Source organism: Amycolatopsis speibonae, assembly GCF_042647925.1.
Classification (GTDB): Bacteria; Actinomycetota; Actinomycetes; order Mycobacteriales; family Pseudonocardiaceae; genus Amycolatopsis; species Amycolatopsis speibonae.
The window spans coordinates 1-15,664 of record NZ_JBHRWK010000047.1; the positions used below are offsets into that span (position 1 = coordinate 1).

At 69.6% G+C, this 15,664-nt stretch carries 10 protein-coding genes; 8 read left to right on the top strand and 2 right to left on the bottom strand.

Going from position 1 to position 15,664, the window contains the following annotated elements:
* The first annotated feature begins 574 nt into the window (after positions 1-574).
* From ACFOSH_RS27715 to ACFOSH_RS27735, 5 genes are all read left to right on the top strand, one after another.
* Entirely contained in the window at positions 575-3,106 is a 2,532-nt protein-coding gene (locus ACFOSH_RS27715) for a phosphocholine-specific phospholipase C (RefSeq protein ID WP_378242000.1), read from the top strand.
* Between the two features lie 160 nt (positions 3,107-3,266).
* Positions 3,267-3,968: a DUF4232 domain-containing protein gene (locus ACFOSH_RS27720; protein WP_378242001.1), complete on the top strand. Its 702-nt coding sequence runs from the start codon at positions 3,267-3,269 to the stop codon at positions 3,966-3,968.
* Positions 3,969-4,332: 364 nt separating this feature from the next.
* On the top strand, positions 4,333-5,061 hold the full coding sequence (locus tag ACFOSH_RS27725; RefSeq protein WP_378242002.1) for a hypothetical protein: 729 nt from the start codon (positions 4,333-4,335) through the stop codon (positions 5,059-5,061).
* Complete coding sequence (locus ACFOSH_RS27730; RefSeq protein WP_378242003.1) at positions 5,061-5,432, top strand: GntR family transcriptional regulator; 372 nt, start codon at positions 5,061-5,063, stop codon at positions 5,430-5,432. Before ACFOSH_RS27725 ends, ACFOSH_RS27730 begins: the two co-directional genes overlap by 1 nt.
* A gap of 102 nt (positions 5,433-5,534) precedes the next feature.
* Complete coding sequence (locus ACFOSH_RS27735) at positions 5,535-6,863, top strand: hypothetical protein (RefSeq protein WP_378242004.1); 1,329 nt, start codon at positions 5,535-5,537, stop codon at positions 6,861-6,863.
* 20 nt (positions 6,864-6,883) lie between these two features.
* Here the strand turns inward: ACFOSH_RS27735 and ACFOSH_RS27740 are convergent, their stop codons facing one another.
* Positions 6,884-7,390: a MarR family winged helix-turn-helix transcriptional regulator gene (locus ACFOSH_RS27740; protein ID WP_378242005.1), complete on the bottom strand. Its 507-nt coding sequence runs from the start codon at positions 7,388-7,390 to the stop codon at positions 6,884-6,886.
* Positions 7,391-7,484: 94 nt separating this feature from the next.
* Here ACFOSH_RS27740 and ACFOSH_RS27745 point away from each other — a divergent pair, with 94 nt between their 5' ends.
* Together ACFOSH_RS27745 and ACFOSH_RS27750 are read left to right on the top strand one after the other, a co-directional pair.
* On the top strand, positions 7,485-7,745 hold the full coding sequence (locus tag ACFOSH_RS27745) for a hypothetical protein (RefSeq protein ID WP_378242114.1): 261 nt from the start codon (positions 7,485-7,487) through the stop codon (positions 7,743-7,745).
* A gap of 17 nt (positions 7,746-7,762) precedes the next feature.
* Positions 7,763-7,927: a hypothetical protein gene (locus tag ACFOSH_RS27750; protein WP_378242111.1), complete on the top strand. Its 165-nt coding sequence runs from the start codon at positions 7,763-7,765 to the stop codon at positions 7,925-7,927.
* Here ACFOSH_RS27750 and ACFOSH_RS27755 read toward each other — a convergent pair.
* The gene (locus tag ACFOSH_RS27755; RefSeq protein ID WP_378242006.1) at positions 7,878-14,234 is read right to left on the bottom strand and encodes an SDR family NAD(P)-dependent oxidoreductase; all 6,357 of its coding nucleotides are present in this window, start codon (positions 14,232-14,234) and stop codon (positions 7,878-7,880) included. The genes ACFOSH_RS27750 and ACFOSH_RS27755 overlap by 50 nt on opposite strands.
* 149 nt (positions 14,235-14,383) lie before the next feature.
* On the opposite strand from ACFOSH_RS27755, the gene ACFOSH_RS27760 reads away from it, so the two are divergent.
* Complete coding sequence (locus tag ACFOSH_RS27760; protein ID WP_378242007.1) at positions 14,384-15,148, top strand: PE-PGRS family protein; 765 nt, start codon at positions 14,384-14,386, stop codon at positions 15,146-15,148.
* Positions 15,149-15,664: the final 516 nt, after the last annotated feature.

Sequence of the window (15,664 nt, forward strand, 5' to 3'; positions counted from 1 at the left end):
AGTACCGCCTCGACATCCTCCACCGAACCCATAACACAAGCATGACAGCCGAAATCAAAATATACGGTTTATTTATCGGCGCGCCCTCAACGTCCGAAATCTTCTCCCGTCGGCCATCGGCCGGGACGTCCTCGCGACGATGGAGGAATCGGGACACTGAATGTCCCGATTCCTCCATCGTCGACCCAGTACTCTCCTGAAACGCCACCTTCGCCCTGGTCAGGCGTAGGCAGATCCCGGGACGCCGTGAAGGTCCCCTTTACTACCGTCAGGGTAGGGAAGGAGGCCTTCACGGACAGGCCGCCTCCCGACAGCGCGCTCCCTCACCGTGGTCGTGAGTGGCAAGTCGCGTTCTAACCGTCCTTACCACTCACGAGGTCTCTGGCAGGGTGCGCGGCTCCAGGCTGGACCCTGTCACCATCCGAAAGTCGCGTCCTGTTGCTCCGATCATGCAGCGCGGGGACGGAACCCTTGAACCCAGCAGGCACCTATGTTTCTATCTGCTCGATAGTTGGATCAAAGGTGCAGTTTCGATCACATTCGAGCGGGTTCAACGCAATTTCTGGAGGGCTCCGTGCGCCGTCGTACCCTGCTGAAGGCCGCTGGCGCGGCTTCCGCCTTCACCTTGCTGCCGGAGAGTGTCCGGCAGGCGCTCGCCGCCGACGCGCCGACGGGCGGACTCGACGTCATCGAGCACGTCGTCGTCTTCATGCAGGAGAACCGGTCGTTCGACCACTATCTCGGGACACTGCGCGGCGTCCGCGGTTTCAACGATCCGGCCGCGATCAAGCTGCCCTCGGGGGCATCGGTGTTCCAGCAGCCCAACGGCGCGGGCACCCTGCTTCCGTACGCGATCGACGACCAGTTCATGGCCGACGTCGACCACAGCTGGTCCGGCGGGCACCGGGCGTGGAACAAGGGCCGTCACGACGCGTGGAGCGCGGCCAAGGGCGTCCGCTCGCTGACCTATCACACGCGCTCGGCCCTGCGGTTCTACCATGAGCTGGCCGACGCGTTCACCGTCTGCGACGCCTACCACTGCTCGGAAATGGGCCCCACCAACCCGAACCGGATGTACCTGTTCACCGGCAAACTCGGTTTCGAGCCCGACGGGACGACCCGCGCCATCGGCAACGCCGCCTGGCAGAACCCCGGGCACACCGGCTACACCTGGAAGACCTACGCCGAACGCCTCCAGACCGCGGGGCGCAGCTGGCGGGTCTATCAGGAATGGGACAATTACGGCGATAATTCGCTCGACTATTTCAGCGGCTTCCTGGCCGTCGGTGCCAAAGCGCTGTCGAAGGTGAAGGACTCCGCCGGCAAGGCCTTCCCGAAGCTGGAGTACTTCTACTACGCCCTGGATTCGGCCTCGGCCACCGAGCGGACCCGGCTGCTCGACGGGCTGGCGGCTGGAGTGGCGACCCTGACCGCGGCCGAGCGCGCCCTGTACGACCGCGGGCTGGACCGGGTCGCGCCGAAGCAGTTGCTGAGCGCCTTCAAGGCCGACGTCGACGCGGGCAAACTGCCGTCCGTGTCCTGGATCGTCGCGCCGGAGTCGCAGACCGAGCATCCCGCGTGGGGCCCCAACACCGGTGCCGACCTGGTCAAGTCGATCCTCGACACGATCGCCTCCAAGCCGGGGGTGTGGAACAAGACGCTGTTCCTGCTGACCTACGACGAGGACGGCGGTTTCTTCGACCACATGCCGCCGCCGGCGCCGCCCGCTTCCGACGACGAAGGCAAGAGTTCCGTCGCCACGACCGACGAATTCGTCTCCGGCGAACCGATCGGGCTGGGTGTGCGGGTGCCGATGTTCGTCATCTCGCCGTGGAGCCGGGGCGGCAAGGTGTGCTCGGAGGTCTTCGACCACACCTCCGTGCTGCGGTTCCTGGAACAGTGGAGCGGCGTCGCCGAACCGAACATCTCACCGTGGCGGCGCACCGTCTGCGGGGACCTGACCTCGGCTCTGGACACCACGGCGCCGGGCGCCACCTATCCGGCGCTGACCAAACCGGTGCCGACGAGCGGACCGTGGAACACCCAGCCGCAGCCGCCTTCGGAGCAGAAGCCGCCCGTGGCGGAAACCGGGGTCCGGACGGCGCGGCCGTTGCCCTATCAGGTGACGGCGTCGGGGCGGGTGACGGCAGAGCGGTTCTGGATCGACTTCGCCAACACCGGATCCGCCGGCGCGCATTTCTACGTCTACGCCAACGCGCACCGGACCGACGGGCCCTGGCGCTACACCGTCGGTGCCGGAGCGGCGCTCTCGGACTACTGGCAGGTGGGTTCCCCGGACGGGGCGTACGACCTCACCACGCACGGTCCCAACGGTTTCCTGCGGCGGTTCGCGGGAAACCGGATCACCGCGACCACCGGGGGCAAACCGAATCCGGAAGTCGTGCTGCGGCCGGGATCCGGTGTCGTGTACCTGAAGATGACCAACGCCGGAGCCGCCTGCGAGCTGACCGTGCGCACCGGCAACCGCGGCGGCGGCCCGTGGACGTATCAGGTCGCCACCGGCGCGACGGTCGAGGACTGGTTCAGCACCGAAGGCGGCATGAGCGGCTGGTACGACCTGACCGTCCAGGGGCCGGACGGCTTCCTTCGCCGCTTCGCGGGCCATGTCGAGACTGGCGCCGAGACCATCAGCGACCCGGTCATGGGATCCGGGCCGCTCGCCGCCAGCGTCCGCTCGGCCGACAGCCAGGAGACCGCGGGCGAATCCGGCGCGGCCACGAACGCCGTCGACGGCAACCCGGCGACCCATTGGCACACCAAGTGGTCCGGCGGTGAGGACGCGTTGCCCCACGAACTGCAGCTCGACCTGGGCGCCGCCCGCACCGTCACCGGCCTGGCCTACCTGCCGCGCCAGGACGGCTCGGACCACGGCCGCGTCGGCGGTTACGAGGTTTACTTGAGCGCTGACGGCTCGGCTTGGGGGAGTCCCGTCGCCGCGGGTACTTTCGCGGACGACGCTGTGCGGAAAACTCTTCGGTTCTGGCCCGCGCGAGCGCGGTATGTGCGGTTCCGCGCGCTCACCGAGGCGGGCGGGCGCGGGCCGTGGACGTCGGCGGCGGAGGTCACCCCGCTCGGCTGGCCGTGACCGAAGGGGCAGAATCCACCGTCCTAACGGGAAAGATGTGTGACGGCCGCCGAGGTTGCTTTTGTGAGAGCAGCGTCATCGTGACGCATCTTTCCGACCCCGTTGGGCATCCTGCTTGGTGAATGATCCACAGCGAGCGGGACCAAACGGGGAGAAGACGATGAGCCACCGAACCATTCGAACGAACGTCGCGCGGGTCGCCAAGGTGATCGCGGCCTGCGCCGGTGTGCTCGCCGTCGTCGCCTGCAACAACTCCGGTACCCCTTCGGCGGCGCCGCAGTCTTCCGCATCGGCGGGCGGTGCCGGGGTCGAGACGTCGGCCGCGCCGACCGCCACCTCCGCCGCGTCCGTCACTCCCGCCCCTCAGGGCAAGGAAACGGGAGCGGCGAAACCGCCCGCCGCCGGGAAACCTGCCGGTTCGGGGAACAATCCCCGTTGTGCCACAACGGATCTGGCACTCGCCATCGGCACTCCGAAGTCGAGCCCGAACTCGCCGACGCAGCTCGACGTGCCGCTGACGTACAAGAACACCTCGTCCCGGACGTGCGCGCTGTACGGCGTGCCCGGCGCCGACCTGAACGGCCCCGCCGACCCGAACGGCCCGGTCTACCACCTGACCCGGGTCGCCAACGGGGTGAAGTACAACGAGGTTCCCGCGGGTTCCACCGCGACCGCGACCGTCACCGTCCTGAAGCCCGCGGCCGGCGAGGCCACCTGGACGCCGACGCGGGTGACGACCATTCCGCCGGGGCAGACCCAGGCGCTCACCGCGAACTGGCCGTCGGACCTTCCGGTGCTGCGCCAGGACGCCGCCACGCACCCGGGGACCTACGTGAACGGGATCCTCGCCGATCCCGCCTGAGCCCGGCGCTCTTGGTCGGGGTCGTGAGTGGCGATTCGGGTTAGAGCCACGACTTGCCACTCACGACCACCTCGCGGCGGTGGGGCTGGTGGGAAGCGCACGTTGCGAAAGTGGCTTTCGCGACATCCCGCCAAGCCCGTGCGGTGCAGCCACCCGGCGACCACGAAACGTTCGTCTGAGGGGTGAGGCAAAGGTGCCGGGACGAGGTGGCCGGCGAGAGTACGAGGTGTCACTCAGGGTGAGGGGCCGTCGTGACAGGTCCGGTCTGGCGGGACTGTGGATTTCTGGTCATTCAAAGCGCCCGCGGTGCCGCGCGGCTCCCAGTCTTGTATCGTGTACTTGATACAAGACTGGGAGGCTGATCGTGCCGTTCGACAACATCGTGGCCGTCGCCCTGTTCATGGGCCTGTTCGGGCTGGTGCTCCTGATCCTGCTGTGGCCGGGCGAAAAGCAGGGCGCCAAGGTGCTGCGACGGTGGGGCGTCGAGGATCCTTCGCTGTCCGACGTCGACGAGGCCGTGCGTTATCTGCGCCGCCGCCGGTTCTGGTATCCGTGGCTGTACCTGGGGTTGCCGTTGCTGGCCGAGTCCACCGGGGTGCGCGGGGGCGACACGTCGTTCTTCCTGGCCACCCTGCTCGTCGGCGCGCTGATCGCCGAGGTGCTGGCGCAGCGGCCGCGGAAAGGTTCCCGCCGCGAGGCGGGGTTGGACCGGCGTGGGGTGCGCGCGCTCATTCCCGTTTGGGGCCTGGTCACCTACGCGGTGATCGTCGTGGCCGCGGCGGCGTGGCTCGTGGTCCATCGCTGGTGGGCGCTGCTTGGGGTCGCCGCGGCCGTCTCGACGGTCACGTGGCTGGTCATCCTGCTCGCCGTGCGCCGACCGTCCACAGGGGACAGTGTGGCTGACACCGCGTTGCGGGTTCGGAGCGCGCGGGTCGCGGCGGGGCTGGGGCTGGCCGCCACCGTGACACTGGCGATCCCGGAGGTGACGAACTTCGGCTCGTGGATCCTGGTCGTCGCCGGGTTCGCCGGTTGGTACCACCTCGCGCACCGCTCGCGGGCCGAGGTCGCCCGGTCGCGTCCTGAAGCAGCCTGATGCCGCTGAAGGTCGTCGTCGACACGGATCTCGGGATCGCGCCGTGGCGGCAGGTCCGGGACCGGATCGTCCAGTTGATCACCACCGGCGCGCTGGCGCCGGGCACCCGGCTGCCGTCCATCCGGCAGCTCGCCAGGGATCTGGCGCTGGCTTCGGGCACGGTGGCGCGCGCCTATCGCGAGCTGGAAGAGGACGGTTGGGTGCACACGGCTCGCGCCAGGGGCACCGTCGTCGCCGAAGCCGCCGACCGTCCGGGCAAAGCCGCGCTGCTGCGGGCCGCGGCGGACGAATACGCGCGTGCCGCCCGTGAGCTCGGCGTCGAACCGGGCGACGCGCTGACCGCCGCGGTCGCCGCACTGAATGCGGACTGATTCGGCCGTCCGCCGATTTGCGCTTTCCTTCTGGGCAATGGTAGGAACGCCTCGCTGCTGCCCGGGGAGGGGTGGCCAGGCTGAGAAAGGCAGGCGGGTTCCGTGGATGAGCCGCTCCAGAAAGCGGTCGTCATGGTCGACGTCGCAGGTTTCGGCGCGAGAAGCAACCCACATCAGCTGACGGTGCGCGAGTGGCTTTTTTCCACACTCGAAGAGATTCTCGTCGGGAAAGGTCGTTCGCGGCCGGGTTTCTCCCTTGACGAAAGGGGCGATGGTGCCCTCATCGTGATTCCGCCGGACATTTCGTTGACCCGGGTCGTGCGTGTCTTCACGGTGGACCTCGCCCGGCGGGTGCGTGAGCGCAACGATGCCGGCCCTGTGACACAGCGGATCGCTCTGAGGGTGGCCTTGCATGTCGGGCTGGTGCACGCCGATCCTTGGGGTTCGGTGGGGTCGGATGTGAACCTTGTGGCCCGGCTTGAGGGCGCCAAGACCTTTCGGCGGATGATGCGATCGGCCGAGGCCGATTTTGGCGTGATTGTTTCCGGCGCTGTTTACGAGCAAGTCGTCCGCCATCATTACGAGGACATAGATCCAGCAGATTACCGGCGGATATCGGTTTCCAGCAAAGAGACCCGTACCCGGGCATGGGTGACCTTCGCTGGCGCCGGGTCCCCGAGTAAGCGAAGGCGCTTCGATAAAAGCCGAAATAGAGCCCTTTTCGCCCTGACCGCGGCACTTGTGGTGATCGTTGTCGCGGGCGCGGTCTTGATCGCCGTACCTTCGGCGACCGAGGACGACCCCGTCTACCGCATTCCGTTCACGGCTCATGCGGAGTATCTGCTTGAGGACTATCCGACGGCCGTTCACTCCGAATCGCTCACGCCGGACGGCATCCCCGGATCGAGGTACTGCCGAGATCTGGAGAGTGAGGTCGTTCGGCGAGGCGGATGGTTTGCCAGTGGGACACCGGTGCGTCTCACGCTGATCGGGCTCGGCAGCCGGACGGTGGTGATCCGCGGGATCCAAGCGCGGATCGTGGAACGGGGGAAGCCTGCGACCGGAACGGCCTTCGCATGCGCACCCTGGAACAGTGCCCACCCGAGCATTCCACTCGGCGTGGATCTGGACGCCCCGGATCCCCGTGTGAGGAAGGCGTCGGAGCAAGTGAACGGGTCACCTTCCTACTTCGCCGACACCGTGGTCGAGTTGGCTCCCACGGAAAGTGCCACCTTCGACATCAAGCCGATCACCGAGGACTGTGCGTGCGGTTGGGTGGTGCATCTTTCGTATGTGGATGAAGGGCAGGTCCGGGAAACGGAGATCGGAGGGAAGGCGGGTCAACTGCTCCGTACGTCGTCAGTCCAGTCCGCGGGACAGAGATACTCCGAAACCGGCGGTGTCTGGCGGCGCAGTCAGGGTGAGCGATGATCTCCTGTTCGTTGATCGGGTCACTCCAGTGACGTGTCGCCGAAGTGTTCGAGCAGCAGTCGCAGGGCGCCGACCAGTTCGGCCCACCGCGCGGGCTTGAGGTCGGGCAGGAGGCGGGCCTCGTTCTCCAGGTGGAGCACGAAGACCTCGTCCACCATCCGCCGTCCCTCGTCGGTCAGCCGGATCTTGACCGAACGGCGGTCGTCGCTGTCGCGCACCCGCTCGACCAGGCCTTTGGTCTCCATGCGGTCGATGCGGTTCGTGATCGCCCCCGACGTGACCATCGCGGCCTTGAGCAGCGCGCCCGGGGTCAGTCCGTCGGCCTGACCGGAGCGGCGGAGCGTGGTGAGCACGTCGAACTCCCATGATTCGAGGCCGTGCTCGGCGTTGAACTCCTTGAGCTTCTTGTCGAGGATCCGGGAAAGTCGCTGGAGACGCCCGATCACCTCGGCGGGCCAGAGCTTGTCTTCGAGGTCCGGCCGCTCGTGCCGCCAGAGCCCGATCACCCCGTCCACCGCGTCGGCCACGGGACACCTCCAAACATCTCAACATTAAGAAACTTGACAGTGACAGAACTCGCTGATGTTATCTCAACGTTGAGATTATCAGTGAGGAGACATCATGGCGATCATCGCCGAGCGGCCCGTCGTCCCGACCGAGGCGGCGGCCGCGAAACCGACACTTCGCGACGCCGGACTCGCCGCGCTAACACCGGCCAGCTGGGGCACCGTCTACGTCGTCACCGCGACCATGCTGCCCCCGGACAGACCCCTGTCGGCAGCCGTGCTGCGGGCGCTCCCGGCCGGGCTGCTCCTGCTGGCGCTGACCCGCCGGCTCCCGCGCTGGCGTACCCGCTGTGGTTCCGCGGCATCGACCGCTTAGCCCCGACGTCGGTCTCCCTGCTGACGCTGACCAACCCCCTGGTCGCCACGGCCGCGGGCTTCCTGGTGCTCGGCCAGACCCTCACCGGCTGGCAGCTCACCGGCTTCGCCATCGCCCTCACCGCCTTGACACTCAGTCAAACGCTCGGGGCCGTTCGTGCAGGAGCCCGGCGAGTTCGGTGACGGTCGGATGGTCGAACAGGACGCGCGCGGGGACTTCCACCCCGGTCAGCTCCCGGAGCCGGGTGCGCAGGTCGATGACGGCCAGCGAATCGAGCCCGAGGTCGGTGAACGGCTTGTCCTCGGGGATCGTGGCGGGGTCGTGGTGGCCGAGGACCTCGGCGAGTTCGACGCGGAGCAGGTCCCGCAGCTCCTCCTCGGCGGGATCGTCCGGCCAGCGCCGATCCGGTGACGGCGGCGTCGCCCTCGGCGCCGGACGGCCGAGTCCCTCGGCGATCGGGGGCAGGCCGGCGGCGGTGGGGTCGAGCCGGGCGGCGATCAGGACCGGTTCCGCGTGCCCGAGCGCGGCGTCGAACAGGGCCATTCCCTGCTCCAGGGTCAGCGCGGCCACCCCGGAGGCCTGGATGCGATGCCTCGCCGCGTCGGGGATCTGCGAGCCGAGCCCGATTTCCAGGTCCCAGAGACCCCAGGCGATCGACGTCGCGGGCAGGCCCTCGGCCCGTCGCCGGACGGCCAGCGCGTCGAGAAAGCGGTTCGCGGCCGCGTAGTTCGCCTGCCCGGCGTTGCCGAAAATGCCTGCCAGTGAAGAAAAGAGCACGAAGGCCGACAGCGGAAGATGCCGGGTAGCCTCGTGCAGGACCTGGGCGGCGTCGGCCTTCGGGCGGAAAACGGTGTCGAACCCGGCGGGCGTCTGAGCGGTGAACGCGGCGTCGGCGACGACGGCGGCGGAGTGCACCACGGCGGTCAGCGGCGGATCACCGGAGTCGACCAGCTGCCGGACGACGGCGGGATCGGCGATGTCGGCGCCGACGATCCGCACGTCGGCGGGCAGCTGCCGGAGCTCTTCCGCGCCGGGCGCGTCCGGGCCGCGGCGGCTGACGAGCAGCAGGTGCCGGACACCGTGCGCGGACACGAGATGCCGGGCCAGCGCTCCGCCGAGCCCGCCGGTGCCGCCGGTGATCAGCACGGTCCCCGCCGGATCGAGCGGCCGGGCGGACGCGGGCGCGGTCCGCGCGATCCGCAGCGCGTGCGGCACGCCGTCCCGGATCGACAGCTGGGGTTCGGGGTTGCCGCCGACGAGTTCGCGCACCTTCTCCACCGGCAGCCCGGTGGCGACCACGGTGATCAGGCCGCGGTACTCGGCCGAGGCCGCGGTGCCGAGCCCGAAGACGGCGGCCGCCGCCGGATCGGTCTCGTCGCGGGTGACGACGACGGTGCGTTCTCCGCGCGGCAGCGTGTCCTGCAGCTCGGTGAGCACCTTGGCGGTCAGAGGCAGGACGTCTTCGCTGTCGCGCGTGTCGATGATCCGGACGTCGTCGGCGCGCGCGGCAGGCACGGGGAGCCAGCGCGGGCGGTAGAGCATCGTGCTCCCGGCGGGCAGCGGCCGGGTGAACAGGGATTCCACGAGCGCGATGGGTGTTCCGGTGGGGTCGAAGAGTTCGACGCGGACCTCGCCGGGACCTGTCCGTACACAGTGGACTCGCGCCCGGCGCTCGCCGGGGGCGAACACGTGGACGCCGCTCCAGAGGAACGGCACGCGCACCTCGGCGTCCGGCGGTTCGGCCAGCGCCAGGGTGTGCACGGCCGCGTCGAGCAGGACGGGATGCACTTCGAACCGGCCGTCGACACCTTCGGGGAGCGCGACGTCGGCGAACAGTTCGTCGCCGTCGCGCCACAAACCAGTCACCGCGCGGAAAGCGGGACCGTAGTCGAGGGCCGCGTAGGCCCCGTCCAGGTCGACCGGCCGGGTGGCGGGCAGCGGCCACTCGCCTTTCCACGGCTGCGCGAAGACGTCGGACGGCCGCAGCCTGCCTGTGGCGTGCCTTGTCCAAACGCCGGAATCCCGGGCGTAGAGGTCGATCCGGGGTCCGTCCACGACCACTTGGAGTGCGACGTCCTCGGCCGGGCCGAGCCGCAGCGGCGTTTCGATCGTCAGTTCGGCCACGCTCGCCTTGCCCGCGTGCAAGGCGAGTTCGACGAAAGCGGTCGCGGGGAACAGGGTCGTGCCGCTGACGACGTGGTCGGCGAGCCACCCGTGCGAGCGCACGCCCGCCGAACCGCCGTGCACGATCCTGGGGGAGTCGGGCGCGACCAGCGCCGGGCCGAGCATCGCGTGCCCGTCACCCGCCGGGCTCCGGAGCGGTGGCGGGTCGAGCCAGAAACGCTCGCGCTGGAAGGGATAGGTCGGCAACGAAAGCCGGCGCGCCGTGCTGCCGTCGAACACCGATCGCCACGACACGGGGACTCCGGCGGTGTGCAGCTCGCCCGCCGCTTCCAGTACCCCACGACTGGTGTCCAGTGTGGACACTGTGGGGAGCACGGCTCCGGCGGCCCTGCTCAGGACGGCCGACGGGCCGACTTCCAGGCAGATACCGGTTCCTTCGGCGGCGACGGTGTCCAGCGCGTCGGCGAACCGGACCGTGTCCCTGGCGTGCCGAACCCAGTACTCCGGGTCGGCGCCGGTGAGCGCGCGGCCGGTCAGGCCGGAGATCAGCGTGCTTTCCGGGCTGAGGTAGGTCAGCCCGGCGGCGACCTCGCGGAACTCGGCGAGCATCGGATCGATCAGCGGCGAATGAAACGCGTGGCTGACGCGCAGGCGCGTCGAACCCGGCCACTGGGCCGCGATCGCTTCCGTCACGCTCCCGGCTCCGGACAGGACTAGGGATCGAGGGCCGTTGACCGCGGCGATCGCCACCTGGTCGGCGAATTCCCCGACCAGCGGCGCGACCTCGCTTTCGGCCGCCCGGACCGCGATCATCACGCCACCCGGCGGCAACGCGGCCATCAGGCGGCCGCGCGCGGCCACCAGGATCCCGGCGTCTTCGAGGGAGAGAACACCGGCGACGTGCGCGGCGGCGATCTCCCCGATCGAATGCCCGGCGACGACACCGGGCCGGACGCCCCAGGATTCCAGCAGCCGGTACAGGGCGATCTCGAAGGCGAACAAGGCGGCTTGCGCGTGATCGGTCCGGTCCAGCAGTTCGCCGCCGTCGAATGCGACGTCACGGACTTTCCCGCCCAGCGCTTCACAAGCCGCGTCGAACGCCGTGCGGAACACAGGGAAGGTGTCCGAGAGTTCCCTGCCCATCCCCGCGCGCTGCGCGCCTTGCCCGCTGAACAGGAACGCCGCCGTCGCCGGTCCGCGCACGATCCGGCCGCGGCGTTCGCCCGTGGCGAGTGCGCGCAGCGCGGCGAGATCGCCGGACGAGACCATCGCGCGATGCTCCAGCGAGGTACGGGTGGTGAGGGTGAACGCGACGTCGTCCTCGTCCCGGCCGCCCGCCGTCGCCAGCAGCCGGGACGCGACCGCTCGCAGCGCGCCGTCGCCGGCGGCGCTCAGCAGCCACGGCGCGGTGAGCGACGCCGGGCGTCCGGCCTCGGCCGAAGGCGGTGCTTCCGAGACGAGGACGTGCGCGTTGGTGCCGCCGATCCCGAACGCGGAAACCCCCGCGTGCCGGGGTTTCGGCCCGGCACGCCATTCCCTGGCCTCGGCGAGCAGGGTCACGTCGCCCGCCGACCAGTCGATACGGGGACTCGGATCGTCGGCGTACAGCGACGGCGGCAACTGTTCGTGCCGCAGCGCTTCCACCATCTTGATCACCCCGGCCACGCCCGCCGCGGCCTGGGTGTGCCCGATGTTGGCCTTCACGGACCCGAGCCACAACGGCCGGTCACGCCCGGCGCCGTACGCGGCGATCAGCGCCTCCGCCTCGATCGGATCGCCGATCGGGGTGGCTGTCCCGTGCCCCTCCACGGCGTCGACGTCCGCTGCCGTCAGACGGGCGTCGGCCAGCGCCGTCTCGATCACCGCGCGCTGGGCCCGTCCGCTCGGCGCCGTGATCCCGTTCGACGCCCCGTCGGAGTTGACGGCCGAACCGCTCACCAGCGCCAGCACCGGATGCCCGTTCCGGCGGGCGTCCGAAAGCCGCTCCAGCAGGACGACCCCCGCGCCCTCGGCCCAGGCCGTGCCGTTCGCGCCCGCCGCGTAGGAGCGGCAGCGCCCGTCCGGGGAAAGGCCGCGCTGGCGGCTGAATTCGAGGAACGTGCGCGGCGTCGACATCACCGTGGAGCCACCGGCCACGGCGAGCGAACACTCACCGGCACGCAGCGCGCGCACGGCCCAATGCAGCGCGACCAGCGAGGAGGAGCACGCGGTGTCGACGGTGACCGCCGGGCCGTTCAGGCCGAAGGTGTAGGAGATCCTGCCGGACGCGAGCGCGTGTGAGGACCCGATGCCCAGCCGTCCTTCCAGCTGGTGCCCCTGCAAGCGACTGGCGTAGTCCTCGTTCATCACGCCGACGAACACGCCGGTGTCGCTGCCCCGCAGCGTGCCGGTGTCGAGACCGGCGCGTTCGAACAGTTCCCACGACGTCTCCAGCAGGAGCCGCTGCTGAGGGTCGGTCGACAGTGCCTCGCGCGGTGACATGCCGAACAGGGCGGGGTCGAAGTCCGCGGCGTCGTAGACGAATCCGCCGCGCCGGGTGGTGGATCCGCCGATCCGGCCGGGGTCCGGGTCGTACCGCACAGCCTGGTCCCAGCCCCGGTCGGCAGGGAAGTCCCCGGTGGCGTCGACACCGCCGGCCACCAGGTTCCACAGGTCCTCGGGTGAGGTGACGCCACCAGGGAACCGGCAGGCCGTCGCGACGATGGCGATCGGTTCGTCGCTGCCGGCGGGCGCGGTTCCCGCCGTGACGGGCCGTCGCTCCCCGGACAGCAGGCGTTCGAGTTCGGCGATGACCGCCGCCGGTGTCGGGAAGTCGTAGACGAGGGACTGGGGGAGGGCGAGGCCGGTCGCCTCGGCCAGCCGGTGCCGCAGGTGCACGCCGCCCACCGACGTCAGGCCCAGTTCGGCGAACGGCAGGTCACGCCATCGCTCCCCGGCGTTCCCTTCGCACAGTTCGGCGACCGCCTCGCGCACCAGCGCTTCCACGTCGTCGGCCGGGGGAATCCGCAACTCCCGCCGCAGCGCCTTTCCCGACGGCGTCCGCGGAAGCCGCTCGACCAGGTGAAAGGCCACGGGAACCTTGAAGGGGGAGAGCCGCTGACGGCACAGACGGCGTACCTCGTCGAGGTCCGGCTCGTCGGACACCAGGAACGCCACCGGCACCGCGCCGAGGACCCCGTCGGGTCTTCCCGTCACGAGGACGTCTTTCACCGCGGGAAGTTCGGCGATGACCGCCTCGATCTCCGTCGGGTGCACGTTCTGGCCGCCGCACACGATGAGGTCGTCGGCCCGCCCGTCGAGCGTGAGCCGTCCGTCGGCGAGACCGCCCATGTCGCCGGTCCGGTACCAGCCGTCCACGCCCGCCGCGCTCGGCGCCACCCCGGGACCGCGCACCTCGATCTGCCCGTCGGCGATCCGGATCTCCATGCCCGGCACCGGGATCAGGCCTTCCTCGCCGGGGAGCTGGGCGGCGATCTTGCCGCTGGTCTCAGTACTGCCGTAGCCGTCGAGGACCGGGATGCCGAACAGGTCCCGGACCGCGGTCCGGGCCGACGGGGTGCAGGGTGCGCCCCCGGACAGGCACAGGCGTGGCGCGGGGAGCGTGCCGCGGACCTCCTGCCGCAGGTTCAGGAAGGTCGCCGGGACCCCGGCGAGAACGCCGCCGGGATACGCCGTGAGCGCTTCCCGCAGGTCGTGGCCGACGATCCGGGTGTGCGTGCCCAGCGCGATCGTCCCGGCGAAGGCCAGCGACAACGCGTACGCGTGGTGCAGCGGAAGCGGCCAGAGCAGCGTGTCTTCGCCGGTGATCCCGTACATCGGGCCGTAGCAGGCCGCCGACGACCAGAGGACCGCGCGCTGTGTCGTCAGGACGCCTTTCGGACGGCCTGTCGTGCCCGAGGTGTACAGCAGCCAAGCGGACTCGTCGAGACCGAGATCGTCGCGCGGTTCACCCTGGGACGGCATCGGCTCGTCCTCGACGAACACCACCCGCAACCGGGGCCGCTCCGCCTGGACTTCCCGCACGGCCGCCGCGTGCCGGGCTTCCGTGACCAGTAGGACGGCGCCGGAGTCGTCCGCGATCCGGGTCAGCTCGGCCGCCGTCGACCGCGCGCTCGCCGGAACCCCGACCCCGCCCGCGCGCAGTACCGCCAGGCAGTACTCCGCGAACTCGACGCGCCCGCCGAGGTGGATCAGGACCCGGTCGCCGCGGGCGATGCCGAGCCCGGTCGCCAACCGGCCGCTCGAGTCCAGCAATTCCCCGAAAGTCAGGGTCCGGTACTCGTCGGTGAACGCCGGCCGATCACTCGGCAGTTCTCGCAACAAAGTCACCAATGGCCGCAGCGGCCCGCCGCGAATCTCGGTCATTACCCGAAGGTATAGCCGCGCTGCTCCACGCTGGTACAAATGGCCGCGGCCGCGAACGCAGCGAAGTCTTTTCTTGCCCGATCGTGCACTGTCCGCGGACGGATCGCGCATTCCAGACTGGATGTTCCGCAGTGAACCCAGGAGGAAACATGACGGAGACCGCGGCCTCTGCCGAAGCCACACAGATTTTCGAAGCCGTTGAGGCCGAACAGGAAATCCACGTTCCGGCGGACGCGAAGTGGGGCCGGTTCACGTTGCGAGGAGGACAGGGCGGACACGGCAACGCGGATTCCGGCGGCCCCGGGCACGGTGCCGAGGTCGAAGCGACCGTGCCGGTCAAAGGCGGGGAAAAACTCAAAATCCAGGTGGGCGAACAAGCAGGCAGATCCGGCGGTTCCGGATTCCGCACCGGTGGCAGAGGCGGTTCCGGGGAAACCGATTCCGGCCGCAACGGCGGAGGGGGCGGTGGAGCGAGCGCGGTCTGCCGCGGCGACGTGCCGTTGATCGTCGCGGCCGGTGGAGGCGGTGCCGGCGGTGGGGCACTGATCGCCCGCGGCGGTGACGGCGGGGCAGGGGACCAGAAGCCGCACAAGGGCGACGGCGGCGAGGCAGGGGCGCTCGGAGTGGGCGGCGACGGCGGAGGCGGTGGCACCGCGAAGACGTCCAAGGGTGACAACGGTCAGGGCGCGCCTGGAGCGTCGACAGCCGGTGGCGGAGGTGGTGGCGGCGCGGGATACACGCTGGACGGCGGCGGCGGAGGCGGGGGCGGCAAGTCGGGCACCAACGACTCTGCGGGCGGCGGCGGTGGCGCCGGGGCTTCGTACTGCGTCGAGGGCGCCCGGAACGCGTCGATCCACAAGACCGGCGCGAAGGGGAACGGAACAGTCAAACTGTTGGAGTGGCTGAAGAAGTGACCCTCCCGTTTTAGAACTCGTGAGTGGTAAAGGCGGTTCTAACGCAATGCCGCGTAGCTTAAGTTGATCTTGGCACGCGCCCTTCGGTGACTGTCGGTCTGATCGATCAAGCTGGACAAGTCGTCGGCGCCGAACCTGTGGGGTGACTGTTCGCAGAGGACGCCAGCTGGGATCGAGGTGCCTGATGTGGGTGCTTTGCGTAGTCGTACCGGAGGGTCGTGAGTGACAAAGAGCGTTCTAACGCTCTTTGCCACTCACGACCCCTTGATAGAATCGCCCATTAAGTAACAAGTCAGGCATCCTGTCGGCGATAAGTGTCCACAGTGGACGCCCGACGCCTGGTCGGCTCCCATCGGCCAGGGCAACGTGTCCTGTCGTTGAGGTGTGCGCCCAATGCCACAGTGGGGGCTTCCGGGTGGGCGGGATCGGTGTCGCTCTAGGTGTCCCGAGCGCCACGTTCGAGACGATGTGCGTCCCCAGCGTGGCGCTCGGGACACCCACGCCGACCCAGCACGA

Bases quoted from the DNA above. Each gene is read 5' to 3' on its own strand.
- ACFOSH_RS27745 (WP_378242114.1), top strand. From the start codon at position 7,485: ATGGCGATCATCGCCGAGCGGCCCGTCGTCCCGACCGAGGCGGCGGCC.
- ACFOSH_RS27760 (WP_378242007.1), top strand. From the start codon at position 14,384: ATGACGGAGACCGCGGCCTCTGCCGAAGCCACACAGATTTTCGAAGCC.
- ACFOSH_RS27730 (WP_378242003.1), top strand. From the start codon at position 5,061: ATGCCGCTGAAGGTCGTCGTCGACACGGATCTCGGGATCGCGCCGTGG.
- ACFOSH_RS27720 (WP_378242001.1), top strand. From the start codon at position 3,267: ATGAGCCACCGAACCATTCGAACGAACGTCGCGCGGGTCGCCAAGGTG.
- ACFOSH_RS27755 (WP_378242006.1), bottom strand. From the start codon at position 14,234: ATGACCGAGATTCGCGGCGGGCCGCTGCGGCCATTGGTGACTTTGTTG.